The sequence below is a fragment of the Paucibacter sp. DJ2R-2 genome (assembly GCF_025717675.1).
Lineage (GTDB): Bacteria > Pseudomonadota > Gammaproteobacteria > Burkholderiales > Burkholderiaceae_C > Paucibacter_A.
Map to the genome: position 1 here is coordinate 36,773 of NZ_JAJIRT010000012.1, position 25,324 is coordinate 62,096.

Annotated in this window: 22 protein-coding genes; 9 read left to right on the forward strand and 13 right to left on the reverse strand. The window is 64.5% G+C overall.

The window, feature by feature from the left end; all coding sequences use genetic code 11:
• Position 1: 1 nt before the first annotated feature.
• The 3 genes from xdhB (at position 2) to LNV28_RS21760 (ending at position 4,993) form a co-directional block, all read left to right on the forward strand.
• On the forward strand, positions 2–2,347 hold the full coding sequence (xdhB, locus tag LNV28_RS21750; RefSeq protein ID WP_263520238.1) for a xanthine dehydrogenase molybdopterin binding subunit: 2,346 nt from the start codon (positions 2–4) through the stop codon (positions 2,345–2,347).
• Between the two features lie 1,161 nt (positions 2,348–3,508).
• Positions 3,509–3,778, forward strand: coding sequence for a hypothetical protein (locus LNV28_RS21755; protein ID WP_263520240.1), 270 nt, complete (start codon positions 3,509–3,511; stop codon positions 3,776–3,778).
• 234 nt (positions 3,779–4,012) lie between these two features.
• Positions 4,013–4,993 (forward strand): DUF1176 domain-containing protein, encoded by a 981-nt coding sequence (locus LNV28_RS21760; RefSeq protein ID WP_263520243.1) that lies wholly within the window; start codon positions 4,013–4,015, stop codon positions 4,991–4,993.
• A 471-nt stretch (positions 4,994–5,464) separates the two neighbouring features.
• Here the strand turns inward: LNV28_RS21760 and LNV28_RS21765 are convergent, their stop codons facing one another.
• Together LNV28_RS21765 and LNV28_RS21770 are read right to left on the reverse strand one after the other, a co-directional pair.
• Positions 5,465–6,154: a PEP-CTERM sorting domain-containing protein gene (locus LNV28_RS21765; protein WP_263520245.1), complete on the reverse strand. Its 690-nt coding sequence runs from the start codon at positions 6,152–6,154 to the stop codon at positions 5,465–5,467.
• A gap of 541 nt (positions 6,155–6,695) precedes the next feature.
• Positions 6,696–7,415, reverse strand: a complete 720-nt coding sequence (locus LNV28_RS21770; RefSeq protein ID WP_263520246.1) for a PEP-CTERM sorting domain-containing protein — start codon at positions 7,413–7,415, stop codon at positions 6,696–6,698.
• A 290-nt stretch (positions 7,416–7,705) separates the two neighbouring features.
• Between LNV28_RS21770 and LNV28_RS21775 the strand changes: the two genes are divergently transcribed.
• From LNV28_RS21775 to LNV28_RS21800, 6 genes are all read left to right on the forward strand, one after another.
• Positions 7,706–8,170: a hypothetical protein gene (locus LNV28_RS21775; protein ID WP_263520248.1), complete on the forward strand. Its 465-nt coding sequence runs from the start codon at positions 7,706–7,708 to the stop codon at positions 8,168–8,170.
• A 315-nt stretch (positions 8,171–8,485) separates the two neighbouring features.
• Positions 8,486–8,875: a lysozyme inhibitor LprI family protein gene (locus LNV28_RS21780; RefSeq protein ID WP_263520250.1), complete on the forward strand. Its 390-nt coding sequence runs from the start codon at positions 8,486–8,488 to the stop codon at positions 8,873–8,875.
• Positions 8,876–8,998: 123 nt separating this feature from the next.
• Complete coding sequence (locus LNV28_RS21785) at positions 8,999–9,499, forward strand: rod shape-determining protein (RefSeq protein ID WP_263520252.1); 501 nt, start codon at positions 8,999–9,001, stop codon at positions 9,497–9,499.
• Positions 9,500–9,563: 64 nt separating this feature from the next.
• Positions 9,564–10,526 (forward strand): RDD family protein, encoded by a 963-nt coding sequence (locus LNV28_RS21790; protein WP_263520253.1) that lies wholly within the window; start codon positions 9,564–9,566, stop codon positions 10,524–10,526.
• A gap of 142 nt (positions 10,527–10,668) precedes the next feature.
• Positions 10,669–10,881, forward strand: coding sequence for a zinc ribbon domain-containing protein (locus LNV28_RS21795; protein WP_263520254.1), 213 nt, complete (start codon positions 10,669–10,671; stop codon positions 10,879–10,881).
• Between the two features lie 255 nt (positions 10,882–11,136).
• Positions 11,137–13,209, forward strand: coding sequence for a S9 family peptidase (locus LNV28_RS21800; RefSeq protein WP_263520255.1), 2,073 nt, complete (start codon positions 11,137–11,139; stop codon positions 13,207–13,209).
• A 73-nt stretch (positions 13,210–13,282) separates the two neighbouring features.
• Here LNV28_RS21800 and LNV28_RS21805 read toward each other — a convergent pair whose 3' ends face one another.
• The 11 genes from LNV28_RS21805 to LNV28_RS21855 all read right to left on the reverse strand — a co-directional run bounded on the left by LNV28_RS21805 (position 13,283) and on the right by LNV28_RS21855 (position 25,278).
• Positions 13,283–14,422, reverse strand: a complete 1,140-nt coding sequence (locus LNV28_RS21805; RefSeq protein WP_263520256.1) for a M23 family metallopeptidase — start codon at positions 14,420–14,422, stop codon at positions 13,283–13,285.
• A 258-nt stretch (positions 14,423–14,680) separates the two neighbouring features.
• Positions 14,681–15,646 (reverse strand): hypothetical protein, encoded by a 966-nt coding sequence (locus LNV28_RS21810; RefSeq protein WP_263520257.1) that lies wholly within the window; start codon positions 15,644–15,646, stop codon positions 14,681–14,683.
• A gap of 85 nt (positions 15,647–15,731) precedes the next feature.
• Positions 15,732–16,079, reverse strand: coding sequence for a hypothetical protein (locus LNV28_RS21815; RefSeq protein WP_263520258.1), 348 nt, complete (start codon positions 16,077–16,079; stop codon positions 15,732–15,734).
• A gap of 3 nt (positions 16,080–16,082) precedes the next feature.
• Complete coding sequence (locus LNV28_RS21820; RefSeq protein ID WP_263520259.1) at positions 16,083–17,981, reverse strand: M48 family metallopeptidase; 1,899 nt, start codon at positions 17,979–17,981, stop codon at positions 16,083–16,085.
• Between the two features lie 161 nt (positions 17,982–18,142).
• Positions 18,143–18,790 carry a DUF47 domain-containing protein gene (locus tag LNV28_RS21825; protein ID WP_263520260.1) on the reverse strand — a complete coding sequence of 216 codons (648 nt, stop codon included), beginning with the start codon at positions 18,788–18,790 and terminating at the stop codon, positions 18,143–18,145.
• 37 nt (positions 18,791–18,827) lie between these two features.
• Positions 18,828–19,841, reverse strand: a complete 1,014-nt coding sequence (locus tag LNV28_RS21830; RefSeq protein ID WP_263520261.1) for an inorganic phosphate transporter — start codon at positions 19,839–19,841, stop codon at positions 18,828–18,830.
• Positions 19,842–19,850: 9 nt separating this feature from the next.
• Positions 19,851–20,489 (reverse strand): DUF47 domain-containing protein, encoded by a 639-nt coding sequence (locus LNV28_RS21835; RefSeq protein WP_263520262.1) that lies wholly within the window; start codon positions 20,487–20,489, stop codon positions 19,851–19,853.
• Positions 20,490–20,901: 412 nt separating this feature from the next.
• Positions 20,902–21,744 carry an HDOD domain-containing protein gene (locus tag LNV28_RS21840; RefSeq protein ID WP_263520263.1) on the reverse strand — a complete coding sequence of 281 codons (843 nt, stop codon included), beginning with the start codon at positions 21,742–21,744 and terminating at the stop codon, positions 20,902–20,904.
• 146 nt (positions 21,745–21,890) lie between these two features.
• Positions 21,891–22,634 carry a Crp/Fnr family transcriptional regulator gene (locus LNV28_RS21845; RefSeq protein ID WP_263520264.1) on the reverse strand — a complete coding sequence of 248 codons (744 nt, stop codon included), beginning with the start codon at positions 22,632–22,634 and terminating at the stop codon, positions 21,891–21,893.
• A 90-nt stretch (positions 22,635–22,724) separates the two neighbouring features.
• Positions 22,725–24,053 (reverse strand): glycerate kinase type-2 family protein, encoded by a 1,329-nt coding sequence (locus LNV28_RS21850; protein WP_263520265.1) that lies wholly within the window; start codon positions 24,051–24,053, stop codon positions 22,725–22,727.
• A 13-nt stretch (positions 24,054–24,066) separates the two neighbouring features.
• A complete protein-coding gene (locus LNV28_RS21855) occupies positions 24,067–25,278 on the reverse strand; it encodes a urate hydroxylase PuuD (protein WP_263520266.1) in 1,212 nt (403 codons plus the stop codon).
• Positions 25,279–25,324: the final 46 nt, after the last annotated feature.

The window sequence follows — 25,324 nt, forward strand, 5'->3', positions numbered from 1 at the left end:
CATGAACACCTCTTCTGCACCCTCCACGCTCCACCCACACACCGTGGGCCGCAGCCATACACACGAGTCGGCGGCCCTGCATGTCAGCGGCGAAGCGATTTACACCGACGACATCCCCGAGGCCGAGGGCACGCTGCACGCCGCCCTAGGCCTCTCGCCCATCGCCCACGGCCGCATCGTCTCCATCGACCTGGCCCTGCTGCGCGCCCAGCCCGGCGTGCAGCTGGTGCTGACGGCCGAAGACATCCCAGGCGAGAACAACTGCGGCCCCCTGCTGCATGACGACCCCATCCTCGCCGCGGGCGAGGTGCGTTATGTCGGCCAGCCGGTGTTCGCCATCATCGCCAGCAGCCGCGAGCTGGCCCGCCGCGCCGCCGCCCTGGCCGGCCAGGCCCTCAAGATCGAGCCCCTGCCCGCCGTGCTGACCGCGCTGGAGGCCCATGCCGCCGGCCAGTATGTAGTGCCGCCCATGCACCTGAACCGCGGCGACGCGGCCACGGCCCTGGTGCAAGCGCCGCAGCGCCTGCAAGGCAGCTGGTCGGTCGGCGGACAGGAGCAGTTTTACCTAGAAGGCCAGATCAGCTACGCCCTGCCCCAGGAGAACCGCGGCCTGCTCGTCCACTGCTCGACCCAGCACCCCAGCGAGATGCAGCAGCTGCTCAGCCACGCCCTGGGCTGGGCCAGCCACCAGGTGCAGGTGCAATGCCGGCGCATGGGCGGCGGCTTCGGCGGCAAGGAGTCGCAATCGGCCTTGTTCGCCTGCGTGGCCGGCCTGGCCGCCAGCCGCCTGCGCCGCCCGGTCAAGCTGCGCCTGGACCGCGACGACGATTTCATGATCACCGGCCGCCGCCACGGTTTCGACTACCGCTGGGACGTGGGCTTTGATGAAGAGGGCCACATCCTCGGCGCCGAGGTGGAGCTGATCTCCAACTGCGGCCACTCGGCCGACCTCTCGGCCCCGGTGATGACGCGGGCGCTCTGCCATTTCGACAACGCCTACTGGCTGCCCCATGTGGCCCTGCACGGCTTCTGCGCCCGCACGAACACGCAGAGCAACACCGCCTTCCGCGGCTTTGGCGGGCCCCAGGGCGCGCTGGCCGTGGAGATGATTCTGGACTCCATCGCCCGCCGCCTGGGCCTGGACCCCTTGCTCGTGCGGCAGCGCAATTTCTACCGCGACGCCGGCGAGCGCAACGTCACGCCCTATGGCCAGACCGTGGAAGACAACCAGCTGCAGCCGCTGACCGATCAGCTGATCGAGAGCAGCGGCTACCACGCCCGCCGCGCCGAGATCCAAGCCTTCAACGCCACCAGCCCGGTGCTGAAAAAAGGCCTGGCCCTGACACCGCTGAAATTCGGCATCAGCTTCAATGTCGTGCACCTGAACCAGGCGGGGGCCCTGGTGCATGTCTACACCGACGGCTCGGTGCTGGTGAACCACGGCGGCACGGAGATGGGCCAGGGCCTGAACACCAAGGTGGCGCAGGTGGTGGCCGAAGAGCTGGGCCTGAGCCTGGCGCGCGTGCGCTGCAGCGCCACCGACACCCAAAAAGTGGCCAACACCTCGGCCACCGCCGCCTCCACCGGCAGCGACCTCAACGGCAAGGCTGCGCAAGACGCCGCCCGCCAGATCCGCCTGCGCTTGCAGCCCCTGGCCGCCCAGCTGCTGGGCTGCGACGAGGCGCAAGTGCGCTTTGCCGGCGACCATGTGCAGGGTGCAGGCGGCAGCCGCTCTCTGCCCTTCACCGAGCTGGTGGCCAAGGCCTACCTGCAGCGCATCCAGCTCTGGAGCGATGGTTTCTATGCCACCCCGGGCCTGCACTGGGACCGCGCCCGCCTGCAGGGCAAGCCGTTCTATTACTTCGCCTACGGCGCGGCCGTGGCCGAGGTGCTGGTGGACACCCTCACCGGAGAGAGCCGCGTCACCCGCGCCGATGTGCTGCACGACGCCGGCCGCTCGCTCAACCCCGCCCTGGACATCGGCCAGGTCGAAGGCGCTTTCGTTCAAGGCCTGGGCTGGCTGACCATGGAAGAACTGGTCTGGCACCCCAAGACCGGCGCCCTCAGCACCCACGCCCCCAGCACCTACAAAATCCCCACCGCCAACGACAGCCCGCCCGACTTCCGCGTCGCGCTGTACGAGCAGGCCAACGCGGCCGACAGCATCCACCGCTCCAAGGCCGTGGGCGAGCCGCCCCTTCTCTTGCCGTTCTCGGTGTTGTTGGCGATCAAGGATGCAATTGCTGCGGCCGGGCCGGTGGGGTGTGACCCGGAGTTGAGGGCGCCGGCGACGGCGGAGGCGGTGTTGAGGGCGGTGAGTGGCCTGGGGCCGAACCGTCTGGATTGAGCAGCATCCGCGGAAGTGCTGCCAAGGCCCCACCTATGCCCAGCTAGGTCAAGCTGCTCGTTCAGCTAATTTCGCGCCGACATTGCCAAGCAAAGAACTCTTTGGCGGATGACAGCTTTTGACCTCAACTTAAGGAACTCACTGAATGAGATCAGTCATTTTTCTAGTCCTCATGTTTTTCTCACAACTGTCTGTTTCCGACGAAAGCATACGGTTGAAGCTCTCCTCGGCACTGATAGCTGGTTCTCCGTGGAGCTTCAGCAACAAGCATGTTTCCGAAGTAGAAACATGGAGGCGGGGTGACGACGGAGGTCTGGAGTACATGTCTTCATATGCTCCGGGCGTCTGGATTAGGCAAGTCTTCGAAGGAAACGACACGCTCGTACGCTCGTCTCGAGCCGGAGGCAACACCGTCACTTACTACCTGGACAATGATGGAAACGCGGCGGCCATCCATTCAAAGAATCCGTCGGTATTCAAGTCAATTCAATCTAAGCCAGGCAATTCCGTAGGCGGGCCCGATTCAAGCCTGAAACCTCAAGACAAAACTTGACCCCAGGGAATGCAGAGCGCCAACTCGAGCCGCCACAAAACTCGGGGGCAGGTCTCAAATACTGAGTCTCAACCCCTTCATCCGTCTCTCGCGTCCGCTCAGCTTGGCGCACCAGTTGGCTCAGCCGAGCAACCGCAAAATCCAATTCAGCGGCCAGCGCAGTCATCCTCAGACACCTCAGTGCGCCCATCGCGGCGCCTCTTCGCTGCTGGCGCCTTGAGGCAGCCACTGCGCCAGACCGAGCCTCATAGTCTTCTGTAGCTGCGCCGTGGGCACCTAGCGGCAGCATTCGGCGCCCGGATCGGGGGCATCCAACGTGCGCTTCACAAAGCCGTTGCCGCCTCGGCAAAACGGCCTAACGCCTTGAAATAGTGGCAACATAGCGCCTGTTTCGCGCCCTAGAAGGATCGCCTAGTCGCCAAGGTGATGTTTAAACTTAGCGAGATTCTGGTCGGCAGCATTCTTCAGTTGGAAAGAGATGTACGAAGACTCGCAAACAATGCGAAGGCAGCATGCATTTGGACACGCGGCCCGAATGCCGGCTGCTGCTCGCAGGTCGGTGATGCCCGGCGCGCTCGATCGGCTGTTGACGCTTTAGGCTGCGCAGAATGCTCACACTGTTCTTGCTGGCCCTGTCCGCTGTCTTCGCATGGCTCGCCGCTGACGCCTGGCGCCTCCGGGGCGGCTCAAGACTCCCCTCTGCTCAACTGCTGAAACTACGCGGGCAAACTGCGGATCATCTTTCGCTTGAAGAGCAACGCAAACGGCAGGACTACGACGAGAGAAAACTAACTGGCAATACGAATGCCATGTTCCTCGTCTTTGCTGTCCTTTGCATCGGCTTCTTGGCCGCAGCGCTACATCAACTAATCGGCTAACGCGCCATTTCATCGCCAAACATCGAACGTCGCCAAGGGTGTTCTTCGCGCCTCCAAGCAGCCACCCGAATGGCGTCGTTCAGGCCCTGAGTTCTTTGCTTTTGGTCCCATTGATACTGACTGACTCGCAACCTTGACAACGATCGGACTCAACGCATGCGGACAACGATCTGCGCTAGCATTTCTCTCGCCCTCAGCGGCCTGAGCGCAGCCCAGGCTCAAATTCAGACAAGCGTGCATGAGTTCAAAGACTGGGCCATGGCCTGCGACAACCGGCGGCATTGCGAGGCCATTGCTTACCAGAGTGAGGAATCCGGCTCAGCACCGGTGACGATGTGGTTGTCGCGTGATGCGGGCCCCCATGCGCGGGTGCACATTCAGTTCGATGTGGATGAAATCCACGAGGACACCCAATCGCTGACGCTCCATCTCGGCCCGCGTCAGCAACTGAAGGGCATCAGCCCGCGCATAGACTTGAGCCCGGCGGACACCGCCAAGCTGCTGGCTTATGTGCTGGAGGGCGAAGAGATCGTGGTGACCGAAGGCGGCAGCGGGAACAGCAGTAGAAAGAGTTGGCAGCTGTCTTTGGCGGGCAGCAAGGCGGCACTACTGAAGATGGACGATCTGCAAGGGCGTGTGGGGACGCCCGGCGCCTTGGTTCGGCGCGGCACACAACTGCCCACAAAGGCAGAAAGCTCGGTGCTGCCAGCGCTTGCCGCACCCCGGGTCAAAGCCGCGGCCCTGCCCAAGACCTCGGCGGCCGACCAGGCGCTGCTGCAGCCCATCCTGGATGCCGTCACGCCGCGTGAATGCTGGGAGGACCTTCCGGACGACCGCGGCCCCGAGCAATCGATCACCCGCGTATCGGCCACCGAGGTCCTGGTGATGCGGGAATGCGGGCGCGGCGCCTACCAAGGCGGCTCCGGCATCTGGCTGGCCAAGAGCAAACCGCCCTACACCCCCAAGCGCTTGCGGCTGCCATTGCCGGGTGGGGAGTCCGACGATTACGTGATGAGCGCGAACCTGGAAGCAGGAACAGGGCGCTTGAGTTCGTTTGGCAAAGGGCGCGGCATCGGCGATTGCGGTAGCAGCTTCGATTGGGTCTGGAACGGGCGCAGCTTCGACCTGCTGCAAGCCTGGGTCTCACCCATGTGCCGCGGTTTCGCGGGCGGCGGCTTTGGCTTGCAGGTGTGGACGGCGCAGCCCGCACCCTGAAGCCATGTTGCTTGCGCGCCAGCGCATTGGTATGGCGCACGGCATCGCGTTGAAAGCCCCCGAAAGCGAGGTTCGGGCAAGTCAGGGTGCAACAAGCTGGCCAACAAGCGGCACCATCGCGCCCGATTGCAGAGTATTCGACTCAGCGCGCGCCAGCTCCCCGATCAACCCAGAAGCTCGCATTCACGGACTTTCAAACGCCTGGAGCGCTGGCATGACTGTGGATCGGGGCTTCTTAGCCCCAAAACAAGGCCTTGGGCGGATAAGTCAGTCAAACGGTTGAAGAACCGCCCAGTTCTGGACGCCAGCCCGGCCTCATGCCCTGAACTTGCGGCAACAGGATGCATGTCTTGGCCCTAGTTCGGAGGGCCAAGCGCCGCTCAGGAATTTGACATGCGGGCGGGTTCATTTGTTTTCACCTGAAAAACGAACCCGCTTTTCAGGGCTGAATACGGCGACCCTTCAACCGACTCAGCGCTTCTGGCGCCGCCGGCCCAGCGCCGCAGCGGCCAGGCCGAGGCCGACCAAGGCCAGGCTGGCGGGTTCGGGCACCGCTTGGTTCGGGGCATCGGCAACACTGAACTTCAACTGGCTCAGGCCGATGTCCCACGACGAGTTCTTCCATTCAATCACCCAGCCTTTGCTGGAACTGAACGAATTGAAGTTGATCTGAGTGCCGATGGAGCCATCCACCAAGACAGCCTCATTCAGCAGATCCACATTGCTGCCCAGCTCGTGCACTTGCAGCCAGGTGCTGACACCTGGGAGGTAGGAAGCCAAGCCCAGTCCTTCAAGACTGATGCTGTGGCCAGCGTTGGCCTTCAGCACAATGCTGGCATGGGAATTGGCATCGCTTTCGCCGCTCCACAAGACGCCATTGGCGCCGCCGTAGCCGGCGCCCCACCATGAGAGACTGCGCTCCCAGCCGCCACCCTGATACGGGGTCAAGTCCTTGTATTGCACGTCCACGCCCGCCGAGTCGCCATAGCCCTGGTGAATGAAACCACCATAGGGGCATTGGGTGACATTGCCCGTGCCTTCTTGGTTGTCTGAACAGTTGTTGCCCGGGGCAAAACCGAGTACGACGCCCGCATGGGCAGTGCTCACCATGGACATGGCCGTTAGCACCATCGTGCAGGCCAGCGAAACAAAGGTTCTCATCAACAGGTCCCTCATGCAGTGTCGTTATGCGGTGCGAGTCTATGGGCCTAAGCGGCCAATGTCTTGAGTTATGGCCCCTCGCTTGCGGGGGGTCGTCACAAGCAGACTGAGGACAGTGCAAGGGAGACTCTGAAGACGCTTGTGCGCGGAGCGGGGTTGGCGCCTAGCTGCGCTTGAGGGCCTTCCCACCATTTCAAGCTCTAAGAGCAAAGCCTGACCCTTTGGATGCTTCTGAATAGATCGAACTTCATTTGCCGCCGCTGTGGCCGCGCTACGTACTCAAGTCAGCCCGCGGATCAGATAGGCAGGGCCTGGCGCGACCAGCGACGCGTTGAGGCGAAGTTAGGCGAGCACTGGCAGCGGCCTAAAGACAGACACCCCGCTACGCACGAGAAGCTGAAGTCAGTGATTTGGGAGCGTGCAGAGTGGCGCAACTCAGCGCCACTCGCGTACATGGCGGCGCACTTCCCAAGCTATCCCAATCGACCTATCTAAAACGACAAAACCCGCATGAGCGGGTTCTGTGCGGCGAGTTGAGCGTTCAGGCGCTCTTGCGACGGCGAGCCAAAACGCCAACAGCGAAGAGACCTGCCAGCATTAGCGCGTATGTCGAAGGCTCAGGAACGGCAACAACGTCGCCATCACGGACTGCGATGGCATAGAGGGACGTTTGCTTGCCGAAGTCGCCATCTTGCCAGCCGGCCAAGGTAGAAAAGTACCAAGCGTGCGTAGCCTGATAAGGAGCGAATTCTGTCCCGGTCCAATAGATGGATGCCTGTAGGTTTTGGAAGTCACCCGTATTGGTCAACCCATAGGGCTGCGGTGCTCCTGTTCCCGGCGCGTACTGGCCTTTGTTCCCCAGCGTTTCGTACCAAAGGTGGGCGAGTTCGCTATAGGTGACATTGCCAGCTTTGGTTTGCACATTGAAGCCGCAATCGGTCCCGCCAGTAAGACTCCAATTGCAACCTGCTGTGCCGGTGTCCACCATGGCGGGCAACCGCCAGCCCGACACGCCCCCAATGGTCAGGCCTTCAGCCCAAGACTTGGCAGAGGCCCACTCCATTGCACCATTCACATTGGCGTTGCGCAGCCACGTGATATTGAGTTCTTTGTCATAGAAGGCATCGGTGACACCATCATGGTCCAAGTCTCGCGATTGAAGGCTTGTTTGCCATGTGCCCTGGCCGGGCACGCCCACTGCGCCAGCAGTTCCAGCGACCAACGAAAGCACTACTCCGAGTGCTGAAACGACATTTTTCATTTTCATCCCTCCCTTTTAGACCCGAAAACACTACTTTAAGGCAAGTCCACGATTGGCTTGACCGGCCTGCACTGACCTTGCCCTCGGATTTCGTAGCTCTGAGCTGAGCGGTGAATTGGCCACGCTGGTATCACCGAACTTGGGCAAAGATCGCTTCACTCTGGATGCACCATGCCACCTAACCCCTCTCTCAGCCGGGCCCAAAACGGCAAGCGATCTTCGTGCCTCATCTCATTCTGGCCTTGCGGCATCCTGTCGTTGCGGATCTACTTGCTCAAATGTTGGGGCTCATGAAGAAAGTCTTGTTGGCATTGGTGGCGTTGTTGGTGGCGATGCCGAGCGTCGCCGTCATGGACACGCCGATAGATTGGCAGGCGCTTGAGGTTCGAGCCGTTGTGGACGGCCAGCCGCTTGTGGTCACTGCACGTGCGGAGAAAGCGAGAGTCACCTACTTGGCGCTTCGGGTGCGAAGCCACAGTTCGGTCGTACCCGCAGCAGAACTCAAGGGCTTGCCGACCGTGTTGTTGAGAACAATGCGCCTGGTTTCTCCTGACGTGAAGAGCGGCAAGGGGCCAAGTGTTCGCGTCGAGTTCGAGCTGGTGCCAGAGCAGGCGGTCGAGCAACGTGGCGTCGCGGAGTTCCATTTTCAAAGCGGTGCGTATGCCGGTCGCTTGGTCGAGCGCGTCATTGATGGCAAGCTTGTGGTTCGAGAATCAAAGGAAATGGGTCAAGCACCACGCCCTGCCTCGAGATGACGGCTACCTTACCTGGCCGCGAGCCCAAAGAGGTCTTCAAGGGCCGGCCTCCGCACCTGATAGCAAGGCCTGACCCTTTTTGGTCGTTTCTTTTCATGTGTAGAGCTGTGTCCAGAGCAGTTGCAATGCAACGACATGCAGACTGAACATCTACAACCGGCCCTGCAGGTCGCGGCGAGCCCGGGCCTTGAAATTTCGCCTGGCACAAGCCACCCGCTGAAGCCCAGTGTCGAGGATCGGCTTGCAGGGGCCATAACGCTGCCCCAGATACAAACCGCTGCGAGACTTGGTTACTTTAAAAACCACGCTGTCATCATGAAATCCGCCTACCTGCTTGCCGCCTCTGTGGGCCTCATCACTCCAACATGGGCGCAGGAATCTGCGCCCATGCCATGCGTGAACTCCGCAAACACCGTGGAGCGCAACCATTGCTTCGCGGCGGAAGTTGAGTCGATTGACACGCTGCTTCGCGTTGAGGTCAGGCGTGTTGAGCGGATACTTCTGAGTCGAGATGCGGAAGTACCCATGCTTCAGCTCGCACCGGCATTCAGAGCATCCCAGAGCAAATGGCAGTCCTTCCGTGATGCGGACTGCACGTTTCGAAGCCAGACTTATGGCGATGGAACCGGGGGGCCTGCCGAGGGAATGTGGTGCCAGATCGAGCACGGGCGGACTCGCCTGAAATACCTGCAAGGCATGCGTTGAATTCAGTATCGGCTCGGTAGACTCCTCATCGACCCGCAGGAGCGTCAAGTTCGCACATCCGGCCATGCGCTCAGATTGCGAGTTCTGCCGCTGCCTTGCTGAACCACAAAGTACCAAGCTTCCATGCTGCTCTCAAATCTCCAGCCCCTGCTCTACGTCAAGATTTCTCCGGAACTCCTGACGATTCGAAATGTGAAGACAGGGGCGCAGATGAGCGAAGTCCCCGAGCTGGCGATCAGCACAGGCAGCGCGAAGCGAATGGTGCTCGGCTTTGGAGCCAACGCGCGCGCAGCGGCGGCGGCGGAAGGGGAACAATCATCCGAAATCATCAACCCCTTCGCTCACCCGCGCAGCCTGGTGAGCGACTTCACGGTCGGCCAAGTCCTGCTCAAGACCTTCGTCAAGCACGCCCACAGGGCCAGCCTGTTCGCCCCCTCGCCGCGAATCGTCATGCACCCCCTGGGGTCACCCGACGGCGGCTTCACGCAGATTGAGCGCCGCGCACTCCGTGAAATGGCTTTGGGGGCAGGCGCGTCAGAAGTCGTGCTCTGGATTGGACGCGAACTGTCCGATCAAGAGGTCCAGTCGGATCTGGTGCTCAGGAATGACGAAGGGCGCGAGTGATCTCGCTCTCCCATGAGGAACGTACCCCGCTTCATGTCACCAGCCCCCACACCCACTTTCTTTCATGTCAGCAATCCAGCCTTTCGACACGCATAGCATCGCCGGCTTCTGGCGCCGCATCGCTGCCTTTGCATTGGATGCCCTGGCCCTGGGGCTGATCGGCATCACCTTGGGCGCCATATTTGAAGAGCAATTGGTCAGTTTGGGCCCTTGGGGCCGACTGCTCGGCTTCCTGATCGCGCTGGTCTACTTCGGCCCTCTTAACAGCCGCCTGGCCGGCGGCCAGACTCTGGGCAAGCGGCTGTTGCAGATCAAGGTGGTGGATGCGCAGGGCGCGCCCTTGGCTCTGGGCCGCTCGCTGCTGCGCTTTTTGCCGCTGGGCTCGGTCTGGTTCCTGAACAATGCACAGCTGCCGGACGGGGTTTTGTTCTCTGCGTGGGCCGCTGTGTTCGGCCTTGCCATCCTTGGACTGGGCGCGAGCACGCTCTACCTCTATGTCTTCAACCGGCGCTCGCGCCAGTCCCTGCACGACTGGCTGGTCGGCTCTTTTGTGGTGAACGCGGCCTCGCAAGGCGCACTGGCTGCTGAGATTGCGGGCCCGCCGCCCAAGCTTCACCGTGTCGTGTGCGCGCTGCTGCTCGCGCTCGGTGGCCTGGCTCCGCTGATTTCTCAGCAATTCCAGCAGCAGGAGCCCTTCGCGCAGCTGGGGCAGATTTTGCACGCCGTCAACGCTGAGACCTGGATCGTTTCATCGGGGGTCAATCAAGGGGCCACGTACACCAGCTCCAGCTCGGCGGGAAGCAAGACCACCCGGCATCTGAGCATCAACGCCGTCTCGCGTGACGCAGACATCGGCAACGCCGAACGAGCACAGAAGCTGGCCGCCCTGACGCTGGCGGCCCATCCCGCGGCCGGCCAGCTGGATCTGATCCAGATCACCATCGTTCATGGCTACGACATCGGCATCGCCTCCGCGTGGCGCTCGCACAGCACGGCTCGGGCGCCAGCCAAGTGGTTGGCTCCGTAACGACGAGTATCTTCAGTCTCCTGACTGGCTTCGAACGCCCGCCGCCCGCCCAAGCCTTCCTGCCTGCCAGAAAGCAGGCGCCCCAACCCGCACACTTATCGATAGAAACGGACATCCCATGCCACTCCCCTCCCAGCACCCCATGAACGCCTCCGCCACCAGCTGCCCGAAGTGCGGTGCCCACGAGAAAGAGCGAGGCGAGTTCCGCGCCGCGGGTGGCTTCTGGTCCTCGTTCTTTGACTACAGCAACCAGCGCTTCCGTTACCTGGCCTGTAAGAACTGCGGCTACACGGAGTTCTACAAGTCCTCGATCTCAGGCAGCGCGAAGTTCTTTGACTTCCTCGGCGGCAACTGAGCGGGTGCCGCTGCGGCTCGGCAACAGCGCAGTGAGAGCAGCGCCGCCACGCTGAACCTTGGCGCTGAACGCGCGACCGGCCAAGGCAGCTGGCGCTGGATCGGCGAGCATCGATCGCGCCCACCTCCGCTGAGGCCAAACGCCAGGGGAAGCAAGGCGAAGCCTGAGGCCCCCTTGACGCTGATGCGCCTCCGTCAGGCGCCGCACTCTTGATATCCTGCCCGCCACATCCAATACCAACATAGGGAGCCAGTGTTGAAAACCAAGAAATCCATTTTCAAGAGGCTCGCCCTGCGCGAGCTGAACGTCGCGATCGTCACCATCGTCCTGGCCGCAGGGCTGCCGGTACTCGCTGCCGAAGCGGTCGCGCCGAACCCGCCGGTCGCGCTCGAAGCATTCTTCCAGCGGCCGGCGGTGCTGGAGGCCAAGCTCTCGCCTTCGGGCAAACAGCTGGCGCTGACCACGGCCAAGGGCGGCGACCGGATTGGCATCGTCGTGATTGAACTCAGCGAGGGCTACAAGACCACGCGCGCGGCGAATTTCTCGGACGTCGATGTGGTGCGCTTCGAGTGGGTCGGGGACAAGCGCCTGGTCTTCAGCGTCGCGGACCTGGAGGCCGGCAGCGCGGAAGACCGCCGTTATGCCCCGGGTCTGTACGCCGCCAACCCCGACGGCAGCGATCTGCGCCAACTGGTGCGGCGCCAGGGCAAGCCTTTCGTGAGCAACGGCGACACGCGCAACCAGGCCCTGGATTGGAACCATATGCTGCTCTCGGTGCCGCAGCAGCAAGAAGGGGTCTTGCCCGAAGAGGTGGTGGTGGGCGAGATGCAGTTTGGCCGTGACGAGCTACGCTCGGTGACGCCGATGTGGTTGAACGTTCGCACTGGGCGCAGCCGCAGCCTGGAGCTGAAGAACCCGCCCGCGGGCGCCATCGAATGGTGGTTTGACAGCAAGGGGCAGGCCCGAGTGGCCAGCACCCTGAACAAGGATCAGGTCGCCCTGCATTGGCAAGGCCCGGGCGATGCAGCTTGGCGCAAACTGTCCGAGGCCAGCATCTTGGCTCAACGATTCACCCCGGCGGCGGTCGACGATACGGGCAATCTCTATGTGGAGTTCGCGGACGGCCCGGCAGGCCATGCCGTGCTGAGCCCGTTTGACTTTGCCAAAGGCGAGCCGCAGCGGCCCGCGCGCATCAGCGCGCCGGGCTTCGATCTGCTGGGCGGCCTGGTGCTGGATCGCGCCGGTGCCGGCGCTTTGGGCGTGCGCGTGGACACCGATGGCGAGCAGACCATCTGGTTCGATGAGGGCATGAAACGCATGCAAGCCCTGGCCGACGAGGTGCTGCCCGGGCGGGTCAACCGGCTCAACTGCCGGCGCTGCGGCGCCGACGACATGGTGGTCCTGGTGCGCAGCTACTCGGACCGCGACCCTGGCCGCTTGTACCTGTACGAAGCAGCGAACAAACGCTGGCAGCCCGTCAGCAAGGTGCTGGACGGCATTGAGCCAAAACGCATGGCCACGGTGGACCTGCACCGCATCAAGGCACGGGACGGCCGCGACCTCCCGGTCTGGCTGACCCAGCCTGCCGGCAGCAAGGCGGGCCAACCGCTGCCCACGGTGGTCCTGGTGCACGGCGGGCCCTGGGTGCGCAGCGGCCACTGGCGCTGGGAGGCGATGCAACAGTTTCTGGCCTCACGCGGCTATCTGGTGATCAGCCCCGAGTTCCGCGGCAGCACCGGCTATGGCGATGCGCATTACCGGGCCGGCTGGAAGCAATGGGGTCAGGCCATGCAGGACGATGTGGCGGACGCCTTGCTGTGGGCGCAGAAGCAGGGCCTGGCCAGCGAACAGGCCTGCATTGCCGGCGCCAGCTACGGCGGCTACAGCGCACTGATGGGCCTGATCCGCCACCCCGAGCTCTACCGCTGCGGTGTGGCCTGGGTCGCGGTGACCGACCCCAGCTTGCTCTTGGATTCCCCTTGGTGGTTGGACGATGACGTCGGCACGAGCAGCCGCCGCTACGTCTTGCCCGAGCTGGTGGGTGACGTGAAGGCAGATGCCGCCATGCTCAGCGCCAACTCGCCGCTGGCGCAAGCCAAGCGCATTCAGGCGCCGCTGCTGCTGGCCTTCGGCGAGGAAGACAAGCGCGTGCCCCTGGTGCACGGCGAACGCCTGCGCGCCGCCTTGAAAGCCGCCGGCCGGCCGCCCGAATGGGTCAGCTACCGCGACGAAGGGCACAGCTGGCGCAAGGTGGAAACCCATGTCGACTTCGCCCGCCGGCTGGAGAAATTCCTCGGCCAACATCTCCAGAAGGCAACTGGGCCCTGATCTGCGGCGCCTCGACCCGGCGGGAGCGCCCGCTGCTCGAGCGGGCGCGGCAGAAGCAGAAGCAGCAAACGGGTCACTGGCTGAAATAGCCCGAGCACTTCTTGACCCCGTTCTTGGTCAGGTAGAAGCGGTTGCAGTTGGTGTCATAACTGCTTCCCGTGGCGGTGATGGTCCAACCGGCCAGGCTGACGGTGTTCAAGTGCTGCCAGGCGCCATTGGACTTGAGACTCCAGTGCTGGTGCGGGCCTGTTGATGCGCCGCCATTGCACAGCGCCTGCGCCTGGTTGTTGGCCGGGTTGCCGATGAAGGCGTTCTTGGCCACCGCGGCGCCGGTGTTGTACTGCAGCTTGTCCATGTGATAGTAGGTCGTGGACCAGCCGCCGCTGTGCACGATCTCGGCAAAGCAGCTGGAGTGGCGTTTGAAACTGCCGGCTGCCGAGGCCGAAACCCGCACGCCCGTCTGGTTGCTGCCCCAGCCGCCGCCCTTGCTCATGTCCAGCGAGGACATGGGGTAGTTGCCGCTGCCGGTGTTGGTGTGGGCGCCGCCCACATGCCAAGAGTCGCCAATAGGAAACGGGAACTGCAGAAAGCCGGCCGGCGGCCCGGCCAGGCTGGTGTCTGGCGCGGCGGATGCGTCCTTGGCGGCGGGTGATTCATGCAGAGCGCGGGCGGCCTCGGTGTCGAAGCTGAGGCCGAACAGGCGCTGGTAGGTGGCGGCGAACTCCTGCTCGCTGCCATTGGAGCTGGACAGCAGCGCGCGCAGCGGTGTGGGTGCGGCGGCCTCGCTCCCGAACTCGCCGGCGGCGGCGTGCGGGGCAGGCTCGTACAGGCGGCGCGCCAGTTGATCGGCCACATCGCGCACCTGGGCGTTGAAGCCGCTCAGCTTGGACAAGCTGCCCATGGGGCGGTTGGTCGCGCCGCGCTGGCCCGAGCGGCTGATCAAGCCGCTGTGTTGCTCGATCAAGGCCAGCAGCACGCGCGGGCTGACGCTGCTGTAGCCGGCCCAGTGAGAGATGATTTCCGCGTACTGGGCCAGCTCCGGCGCCTGGGCCAGGAGGTAGCTTTCGGTGTCGAAACTGAACATCTCCGCATGGCTGTAGAGCAAGGAGTTGCTGGCCGGCGCGGCGCCTGCGCCTGCCGCTCGGGCTGGCATCGCGGCTAAGGCGGCCGCAGAGGCCAAGGCGATCAGCAGGTACTGTTTGGAGAGCTTCATGGCGATTTGGCTTTCACTGATGAGGGTGGGAAGACGAGCCGCCGATCACCGAAAGCCACGCCCCTGCCTAACCTTGAATTCAAGGATGCAGGCAGGACTCTGCGCTCGGGCTCAGCTGGCAAACCCAGTCTAGGCAGGCCGCTGCCCAGCGTCTTCTGTCCGGGCTGGCAGCTTGTCGCGGCGCAGGGACTGTGCTAACGGGATTGCCACTGCCACTGCCACTGCCACTGCCACCGCCGCAGCCCTCGGGCTCAGGGCTCAGGGCTTCGCCGACTTCCGAGCTTCTTCATCGGCATGGCGCTTCAGCACCACACGCAGGGGCTCCACACGCCGAAAGCCGTATTTCTTCATATCGGGCTCGGCGCCGCCGATCCGGGTGTTCATGGCGTCGTCCACCATGCCTTTGCGCGAGAAGGGGCACATGTCTTCGATGGCCAATTCAGCCGGGGCGTCCGCGGCCCGGGCGATCACCTGCTCCTCGCCCGAAACCAGGGCTTTCCAAACCATGGGCTGGTCCAGCGCGGAGACATAGCGTCGGCAGCTGGTCTTGAGATCGGTGCAAGGCATCTTGGCCTCCTGCACCCGCAGGCTGGCCGTGCCCAACAAGCTCAGGCTCATCGACTCGGGCTCGAAACGGTCCGGGGCCGGCCGGTCGCCTCCGGCCCGTTCAGCCAGGCGCGCTTGCGCCAGCTCGCGATAGCTGGCGCGCGGCTGGAATGCGACGATCCGGGCAGAGCCGCGGCCGGGGCCTAAGCCGGGCTTGCTTTTCGCCCCGTAGAAGCCCCGCTCGGTGTCCGTGGGAATTCGGTATTGGAAGTGGGCAGGACGGAGGCTGCCGTTCAGCTTGAGCGCAGCGTTGTTGCCGCTGGGGCCGTCGACAGCAAAACCCACGGCCTGCCAGGACGCGCGGGCTGAGGCTCGCACATAGAACCAGGCCATGCAGCCATCGATGCCTTCCACTGGCCAGGGCGCAGTCTGCTGAAGTTCAGCGTACAGGTCCAGGCGGATCTGACGGATTTCAGCCGGCGTCAGAGCATCGAGGCTGAGCGTGGCCGGCAAGGCCGAGCTGCGAACAAAAGGGGTCTTGATGGGCTCGCCGCCGCTCGCCACAAACTGGGTCGGCGCCGCAGCGCTGCACACAGAAAGCCAGACCAGGGGCAGCATGCCCAAAGCCAAGCGCAGTAGATGCAGGCGCTTGCGGGCCTGGATGGGGCGAGAGTTCATGGCATCGATCATCGCTGATCCATACGAGCCGGTATCAGGCAGCGGTAGCGGCAGGGGCAGGCCTTGAGGCGAGCAGCTTCCGGCTTCAGAGGCCCAGCAACCAGAGCACAGCGGCTGTCAGCATGCACACCAGGCCGACCTTCGAGAGGGCGGCACCGGCCTTGGTCTGACGGGCGAGCGCACGGCGCGTTTCGGCTGCACTGACCGGGCGAAACAGGGACGCGGGGTCGATGGCCAAGGACAAGGTCGAGCAGCCGCAGCCAAGTGCCATGGCCGTGGCGGCAACACTCGAAACCGCAAACGAAGTCAGCGCCGAGATCAGCCACAGCATCCCGACCACACCCAGAACATAGGAAGCCAGCCGCAGCTTGAGCGGCTGGGGCTGGGCTCCGCCCTCGCCCTCGCCCTCTCCCTCTCCCTCGTGCTTGCTCATGCCTCAGCCCCGCTGCACCAGGCTCAGCAGATCGCCCTGCACCTTGCGCCGCGCCGGCTCGACATGGCGGCCCAGCACCATCACGCGCAGGCGCCCCGGCAGCTCGCTGTCGCGCAAGGCCTGGAACAGCCGTTCGGCCAGGGCATCGGCCGATTCATCGCTCCAGCCCGGCTTGGCCTGCACCCAGAAGGTGAAGTGGCGGCGAGCGGGTTTGACGTCGAGCTGCTGTTCACCCACCCAGGCGGCTTGCACCTCGCCCTCACGCAGCAGCACGCCGCGCAGCTCGCGCAGCTGGTCGCCGCTGAGATCCGGCGTCAGGGTGCGCTCCCAGGGTTGCAGCTCGACGAAGCGTTCCCAGGCGCTCTGCTCCATGGCCTCACTGTCGCTGAGGCGCTGGCGCCAGAGGCGGCGCTGCTCGGGCGGCAGGACCTGATCATGCGCTTGGGCGGCATCCATCCAGTCTTGCGCCAGGCGCGCGGCCAGCCAAGCCTGGTCTTCGTGGTTCTGGTAGAGCTGCTCCAACCATTCGCCGACGCGCAGATCGGCCTTGGGCGCGTGGCGCGCGGCCAGGCGGCGCAGGACCAGGGGGTGGCGCGGCGCGAGACTCAGGGCGCGTTCGAGCAAGGGGGTCGGGTCTTGCTCACTGAGCGCTTCCACCGCCTCGGCCCAGAGCAGCCATTCATCGGCCACCAAGGGCTGTGTGCCGGCCCGGGCACGCTGCTGCAGCTCCAGGGCCTGCGCATGCAGTCGGCGCAGGCGCTCGCCATGGGTGCGCCAGTCGGCGGCATGGAGCTGCCACCAGGCCGCATCCAGGGCGGCAGCGATGCGTTCGCGGGCGCTGCCCAGCAAACCCAGGGTGTGACCGGCCGAGGGCTCGGGCGGCCGCGGCAGGCCGGGGCGCAGGCCATCGGGTGCCAGGCCGGCCAGGCGGTCCTTGAGCACCGGATGGGTGTCGTCAAAGTTGGCCAGGCGCCGGTACTCGCGGCGCAAGGCTTCTTGCTGCCAAGCGGGCTCATTGCTGCGCAGCAGGCTGACCGGCAGCTCGGCATGGAAAGCGGGCTGTTCCTGCTGGCGCGACAGGCGCCAATGGCGGCGCCAGAATTCCTGTTCGTACCATTGCGCCTTGATGGCGATCTCCAGCAAAGCCTGGCTGGCCACCTCGGGGCCGAACAGGCGGGCAGAGACGCGGTCTGCCTCGTACTCGTCCTCGCGCGCCAGGGCGAAGCTGAGCGCATCGAAGCGCGGGAAATACCAACCGGCAAAGCCACCCAAAATCCAGCTGACCGGCGAGCTGCTTTCGCGGTAACGCCGGCTCAGCCGAGCCCAGGCCAAGCGGGTGCGGTAGATCCAGGCCGAGAGCTTGCCGTGCTCGCCGCGCAGATGGCCGTATTCATGGGCGACCACGGCGAACAGGCGGCGCGGCTCCAGGGCGGCCAACATGGGCCAGCCCAACATCAGATGGTTGCGATGGCGCAGGCCCAGCCACTGCGGCTGCTGAACGATGGCGGCATTGAAGTCGGGCGTGATCCAGACCTTGTGCAAGAGCGGGCCGCCGACCTTGGCGCGGATTTTCTCCAGGGCGGCAAACAACTCGGGGGCGTCTTGTGCAGTCAACACCTCGCCCTGAGGCGCCTCGAAGGGCACACGCAAACCTTGCAAGGCCGCGAACAGCAGGCCGAGGCAGCCCAGGCCCAACCAGACCATCCAGGCGCCCGGCCGCCCGCCTTGCTGCAAATGCCAGGCCAGCGTCAACAAGCCGGCCAGGCCCAGCAACGCGCACAGCAACACCGCGCCATAGCCCAGCAGGGCAAAGCGCAGCACGCGGCGGCGATAACGCTCAGGTTCATCGCGGCTGGCCTGCTCGTTCAGGCGCAGCAGGTGCACATGGTCGGCCGAATTCACGCCCCTCTCCCTCCACAAATAAAAATCGCCCCTGTTCGGGGGCGACGGCATTGTGACGGAATTGGCAGATGGGGCGAAAGGCTCAGCGCACCCGGGACCTCATTCAGCTTAGGGGGATGGCGCTGCGGCAGGCCTGCGCGCCACCCCTCCCACCCGGAAAGTCAGGCGTTCTCGATCAGGATTTCCTCGATCGTGCCGGCGGCCCGCTTGCAGGCTTCCATGACCGTTTCCAGCAGAGAGTAGAGCTCGCGCAGCTTGATGGCGCGCCAAGCGGCGGCGTCATCACCCTCTTGCTCGAACATGGTCTTGATGGCGCTCTTGCGCAAGGTGTCGACTTCATGCTCGATGCGGTCGATCTCCTTGCACAGGTCCAGGGTCTCCTGGCCACGGGTCTTGTCCGGCAGCGCCAGCACGGCGCGGTCCAGGCGCAAGCAGGCGTCGGCCACTAGGGTCGCCATGGCGCGCGCTTCCTGGGTGGTCTCGTTGATCCGGTAGGCGCCCACGGCATTGCAGACATGCTGCAGCTCGTCGAGCACACGGTCCAGATCAAGTGCCAGGGTGTGCAGCTGGTCGCGGTTGATCGGGGTGGTGAAGCTCTCGTAGAGCAGGCGGATCAAGTCCTGGAGGATCTTGTCGGCGCTGGTCTCGTACTCATGCACCTCCTCGATCAGCTCCAGGGTCTGAGCGCCGGGCTGGCCCAGGCCGGTGATCAGGCGCAAGGTGGCATTGCCACCGGCCACCATGCGGGTGGTGTGCGAGGCCAGCAGTTCGAAGAAGGCGTTGCGTTTGGGGGTCAGGTGGCTGCTCATTTCAGAATCTCATTCGGAGTCGGCGTGCGGCAAGGCATCAGAGGAGGCCGCGGCCGATGTACCAGAACAGCGCTGCAATCAGACCCGAGGCCGGAATCGTCAGCACCCAGGCCACGACCAGATTGAAGGTCACGCCCCAGCGCACCGCCTTGACGTCCTGCGCCGCACCGACGCCGACGATGGCGCCGGTGATGGTGTGGGTGGTGGACACCGGAATGCCGCCCAATGTGGCCAGACCCAGGCTGATGGCGCCGCCCATGGACGCGCAGGAGCCGCTGACCGAGTTCAGCTTGGTGATCTTGGTGCCCATGGTCTTGACGATGCGCCAGCCACCCAGATACGTACCCCAAGCGATGGCGATGTAGCAGGAGTAGATGACCCAGTTGGGCAAGGTGTGCACATCGGTGGTGGCTGCGCCGGCCGAGATCAACAGCAGCCAGATGATGCCAATGGTCTTCTGTGCATCGTTACCGCCATGGCCTAGGCTGTAGGCGGCCGCGGCGACCAGCTGGGCGTTCTTGAACCAACGCCCCGCCTGATGCGGCGAACGGTTGCGGAAGGCCCAGGCGACCGCCACCATGAGCAAGCCGCCCAGCATGAAACCGACAAAGGGCGAAATGACGATGAAGGCCAGAATCTTGCCGAAACCGCTCCAGACGATGGGCGCGCCCGAACCGGCCTTGATCATGGTGGCGCCGATCAGGCCGCCGACCAGAGCATGGGACGAGGACGAGGGGATGCCGTAGTACCAGGTGATGATGTTCCAGATCAGCGCGCCCATCAGGGCACCGAAGATCACGTAGTGGTCGACAAAGCTCGGGTCCACCGTGCCCTTGCCGATGGTGGCGGCCACCTTGAGCTGGAACACCCAAATGGCCGCAAAGTTGAAGAAGGCCGCAAAGGCCACGGCTTGCTTGGGTGTCAGAGCGCCGGTGGCGACGATGGTCGAAATCGAGTTCGCGCCATCGTGGAAGCCATTCATGAAGTCGAATGCCAGGGCCACAAAAATAAGCAGGCCCAGCACCCAGATGCTGATCGTTAATCCTTCCATGACATGTCCTCAGGAGTTCTCGATCAGGATTTCTTCAATCGTCTTGGCGGCGTCTTCGCAGCGGTCCAGCACGTCTTCCTGCAGACCGTAGAACTCGCGCATCTTCATGGCGATCCAGGGGCTGCCGCCGGCCTCGAACAAACGGGTCACGGCGCTGCGTTCGATGCGGTCTCCCTTGGATTCGATGACCTCGATCTGCTTGCACAGCTCGATGATGTCGCCGGTGCGCTTCTTGTCGCCGAGCAGGCTGACGGCCTGATTGAGGCGCAGGCAGGCATCGGCACCGAGGGAGGCCATTTCACGGCCTTCGACCGTGGAGTCCTTGATGTTGTACATCTCGACGGCCTGGGCCACGCGACGCAGGGCGTTGATGACCTGGTCGATCTCGATGGTCAGGGTGTGGATCTGGTCGCGGTTGATCGGCGTCGTGAAGGACTTGTGCAAGAGCTGGATCAAGGCTGCCTTGATCTTGTCGGCGCTCTTCTCGTTCTGATCAACCTCTTGGGCCAGCGCCGCCACATCCTGGTTGCGCTCGCCGAGGCAGTTGACCAGGCGCAACATGGCATTGGCTCCGGCGACCACACGGTCTGAGTGCGCGGCAAGAAGCTCATAGAACTCCCTGCGTTGTGGCATCAGGCTACTGAACATCGATGACTCCTGGGAACTGAAAATGGGGACCTGCGGTGCGGCGGGATTTTGCCCGTGTCAACAAGGACTTGTGCTGATTTATGACAATTTGATGACAGCAAACCACAGATTTTCGCATCAGCGCTGCGGCCTGCGTGGCAGGAATCGGCACCGAGCGGTGGTTCGCGAAGAAGTTTCAGCACGCAGAGCTCGCTGAGGACCGCAGAGGACCGCAGAGGACGCTGAGACTAGAAATCCTGCTCTCTTCTCCGCGACCTCTGCGGTCCTCCGCGCACTCTGCGTTCGTATTCAAGTCTCAGCAAACGACCGCACCCTGCCGCAAGTGGCCCCATGAGGATCGGCCGGATCAAGAAAAACAGGCCACGATCGTGGCGATCGCGGCCTGTTTTGCAGCGGGAAGGGTCAGGTCTTGCTAGTTGAGCAATTGCTCCACATCGCTGGTCACATCGCCGGCGGCCGTGATCTTGGCTTCCAGGAAGGCCAGGTCCAGATGCAGGTGCTCGACCAATTCCGGCACCGCCACCAGCAGCGCCTGGCTGGGGTTGTCATGGTGCTCGGCCGCGTCTGCCAGCACTTCGGCCAGATGCAGCACCGCAGCCATCAGCGAGAAGGGCCGGATCTCCATCGGCGTGTCGGCGTCCTTGAAGGCCTCGATCATGGGCGCAGGGAAGTGCCAATGCAGGGCCAGGCAGGCGGTCACGTCGGCATGGGTGCAACCGAAGCGATGCATCTCCAGCGAAAAGCGGCTGCCCGGCTCGGCCGCATGGGCCTCGACATCGGCGACCAGCTCCGGGTCACGCAGCGCCATCAGCATCTGGCCGGTGCGCAGCATCAGGCCGGCCAGGTAGGCAGTGTCGGCGTCCAGCTGCAACATGCGGCTGAGGATGCGGGAATAGGCGGCCGTGGCGATGCTGTGGCGCCAGAACGCGGTGCGGTCCAGACCCTTGACCACCGGGAAGGCATTGGACAGACAGGCTGCCAACGACAGATTGCGCAGCGTTTCCATGCCCAGGGCCGCGGCGGCGTCGCTGAGGTTGGAGATCTGATGCGAGGGGCTGTAGCGGGCCGAGTTGGCCAGGCGCAGCACCTTGGCGGCGAGCGCGGCATCCTTGCCGATCAGGTCGGCGATGGCCGCCAAGCTGATGTTCTCGTCGTCAAAGCTGCGTATCAATCGGCTGGCCACCTCGGGCATGGTGGGCAGGGCGTTGTTCTTCTCGAAAAACTTTTCGGCGGCTGCCATGGCTGCTGCGGTCACATTGGTCTCCTAGCGTGTTCTGGGGCCTGGGCACGCTTGCAGTCTAAGGGAGCCGCAGCAGGGATCAAAGCCAGCAAATGCACCGCGAAGCCGGTGCTTTCAACTTGCAGCCAACACTCGCTGCGAGCGCAGCGGGGTGGCGCCCGTCAACCCTGGGCCAGGGTCTGCAAAGCGGCCAGATTGAGCAGCTTGATGGTGTAGCCGCGCACCTCGATCAGGCCCGCGCTCATCAGCTGGCGCAAGAGCCGCGACAAGGTCTCGGGCGTGATGGCCAGTTGGGCGGCCAGCTCGCGCTTGCGTTCGCGCAAGGCCACTTCTTCGCCGCTGGCCGGGCTGCGTTGCAGCAGCCAGGTGGCCAAGCGCTTCTGTGCGTCCTTGGCCATCAGATCATGGGCAGCGCCGGTCAGGTTCTGCACCGACTGGGCCAGACACTGCAAGAGGCGCTCGCTCATCACCGGGTGCCGTGTCAGCAGCACCCGCACGCCGCTGACGGGCAGTTCCAGCAGACGCGCCGACATCAAGGCCTGGGCATCCTGGCTGCGGCCTTTTTCCAGCCAGGCACTGCTGTTGTCCAGCCACTGCGGGCCATGGACCGCACGCTCCAGATGGAATTGCGTGGCCGACCCCGGTGCACCGGGCGCATGGGCACCCAGGCCCACCGCACCCTCAAGCACGGCCAACAAAGTGTCGGCGGATTCGCCGCGTTTGAAGACGCAAGCGCCACTGCACAGGCTGCGCACCTGGGCCAGCTCCTGCAAGCCGCGCAGCTCATCGGCCGCCAGACGCGGCGGGCCGAACAGCGTGGACCAGACCGAAGCCGGCACCAGGGGTGCGGCGGCAGGCGGATGGGCAGCGGGGGTGAGGACCTTGTCCAAGATGAGCGTTGTCATGAGCAGCAGGGGTTGGCTGCCAATGTCGGCCAGATGCTCGTTCTTGTCTTTGAGCAAGGTCAACAGATGCCGCCCTCGCCGCCCGCTGCCTCAGAAAATCAACAAGGCCCGGAAGTCATTGACATTGGTGTGGCTGGGCCCGGTCACCAGCAGGTCACCCAAGGGCGCGAAGAAGCCGCGTGCGTTGTGGGCGTCGAGCTCGGCCTGGGCGTTCAGGCCCAGGGCGCGGGCTCGTGCCAGGCTGCTGGGCGTCAGGAAGGCACCGGCGTTGTCGCCGACACCGTCGATGCCATCGGTGTCGGCCGAGAGCGCGAACACGCCGGGCTCGCCGTCCAGGGCGATAGCACAGCCGAGCAGGAACTCGGTGGCGCGACCGCCCTGCCCGCTCTGTCTGTTCAAGGCAACGGCCGACCCAGGCGGCGACGCGGCCAAGCTGACCGTGGTCTCGCCGCCTGACAGCAGCACACAGGGCTTGGCAAAGGGCTGGCCGCGCCGGGCCACGGCGAGCGCCAGCGCCGCATGAACCCGACCCACCTCGCGCGCCTCGCCCTCCATGGCATCGCTGAGGATGTGGGCGCGCAGACCCAGGGCGGCCGCGGCCTCGGCTGCCGCTTCCAGGCTGTGCTGAGGCGTGGCCAGCATGTGCAAGGAATGCTGCGCCCAGAAGGGCTCCGAGGCCTTGACCGTTTCGAAGGCCCCCGACTCCAGGCCAGCGCGCGCGGCGGCCGGCAGGTGCAAGCCGTAGCGTGCGCAGATGGCCAGCGCATCCTGGCAGCGGCTGGCGTCGGCCACGGTCGGGCCCGAGGCGATCACGGCCGGGTCGTCGCCGGGCACATCGCTGATCAAGAGGGTCAGGACTTGCGCAGGTGCGCAAGCCACAGCCAGCCGCCCCCCTTTGATGGCCGACAGGTGCTTGCGCACGCAATTCATCTCGCTGATGGAGGCGCCGCTCTGCAGCAGGGCCCGGTTCAGCGCCTGCTTGTCGGCCAGGCTCAGCCCCGGCGCCGGCAGGCTGAGCAGGGAGGAGCCGCCGCCCGAGATCAGGCAGATCACCAGATCGTCGGCGCTCAAGCCCCGGGCCAGGGCCAGCATGCGCCCGGCAGCGGCCTCGCCAGCGGTATCGGGCACCGGATGCGCCGCCTCCAACAGCTCCAGCCGGCGCGGCCGATAGCCGGGCGGGCGGTGGCCATAGGCCGTGATCACCAGACCCGAGACCGGAGCCTCGGCCGGCCACTGCGCCTGAATGGCCGCCTCGAGCGCCTGGGCCATGGCAGCGGCGGCCTTGCCGGCGCCCAGCACCAAAGTACGGCCGCGCGGCGGCGCGGTCGGCAAAAACGCCGCCAGATGCTGCGCCGGCAAGGCACGCGCCACGGCAGCGTCGTAGAGCTGGCGCAGCAAGGCCTTGGGGTCGGCAAACATCAGAGCGGCGGCCTCAGGGCTGAGCGCCCGCCTCGAACCAACGGCCCAGCAAGGCACGCTCTTCGGCACTGATCTGGGTCGCGTTGTTCATGGGCATGAGCTGTTGCACCACGGCCTGCTGGTAAATGGCCTGGGCATTCTGTCGGATCAGCTCGGGGCTGTGCAGCTGAATGCCTTTCTGTGCGAGTTCGGCGTTATGGCAGAGCACACAGCGCTGGGTGATGACGGCCTGCACCTCAGCCATGCTGGGCGCGGCAGCGGCAGCGGCAAGCGGTGAAGCGGCTGGCTTGGCCGGTGCCATCCAGACGATCAGCGCCGCCAGCACCGCCAGGGCGCCGGCCACCAGGCCCCAGGCTTGTTCGCCCTTGTGGCGCTTGACGAAGAACACCCGCACCAGCACACCGACCACCATCAGCGCGATCAGCACCAGCCAGTTGTGCGCGTGGCTGTAGAGCATGCCGTAGTGGTTGGACAGCATGGCAATCAGCACCGGCAGCGTGAAGTAGGTGTTGTGCACGCTGCGCTGCTTGCCGCGCTGGCCGAACACCGGGTTCACTGCCTGGCCGGCGCGCATCTCGGCGATCACCCGCTTCTGCCCCGGGATGATCCAGACCAGCACATTGGCACTCATCATGGTGGCCATCATGGCGCCGATGATCAGAAAAGCCGCCCGGCCGGCAAAGAGCTGGCAGGCCGCCCAGGTCGCCGCAGCAATGAAGATGGCGATCAAGCCCAGCACCCGCGCGTCGTTGCCGATGCTGCCGTCGGCCTTGTGGCCGAAACGGCGGCAGATCTGGTCATAGACCAGCCAGCCCGAGACCAGGAAACCCAGGGCCGCGGCCACAGCGGCCGGCGCGGTCCAGTCATGCACGCGGGCATCGATCAGATAGGTGTTGGCATTGAATAGATAGAGCAGAACAAAGAGCGCAAAGCCGCTGATCCAGGTCCAGTAGCTTTCCCAGTAGAACCAGTGCAGCTGCTGCGGCAGATTGGGCGGCGCTACCATGTACTTCTGCGGGTTGTAGAAGCCGCCACCGTGGACGGCCCAGAGTTCGCCGTCCACACCGCGCGCCAGCAGCTCGGGCGAGCTGGGCTTGCGCAAATGGTTGTCCAGCCAGACGAAGTAGAAGGAGGCGCCTATCCAGGCGATGCCGACGATGACATGCAACCAGCGCAGCAGCAAAGCGGCCCAATCCAGCAGATAGGCGGGCGAAAGAAAGTCCATGCGAGCGATTCCGAGTCCACAAGGCGGCTCACCACAGGCGGGCGCT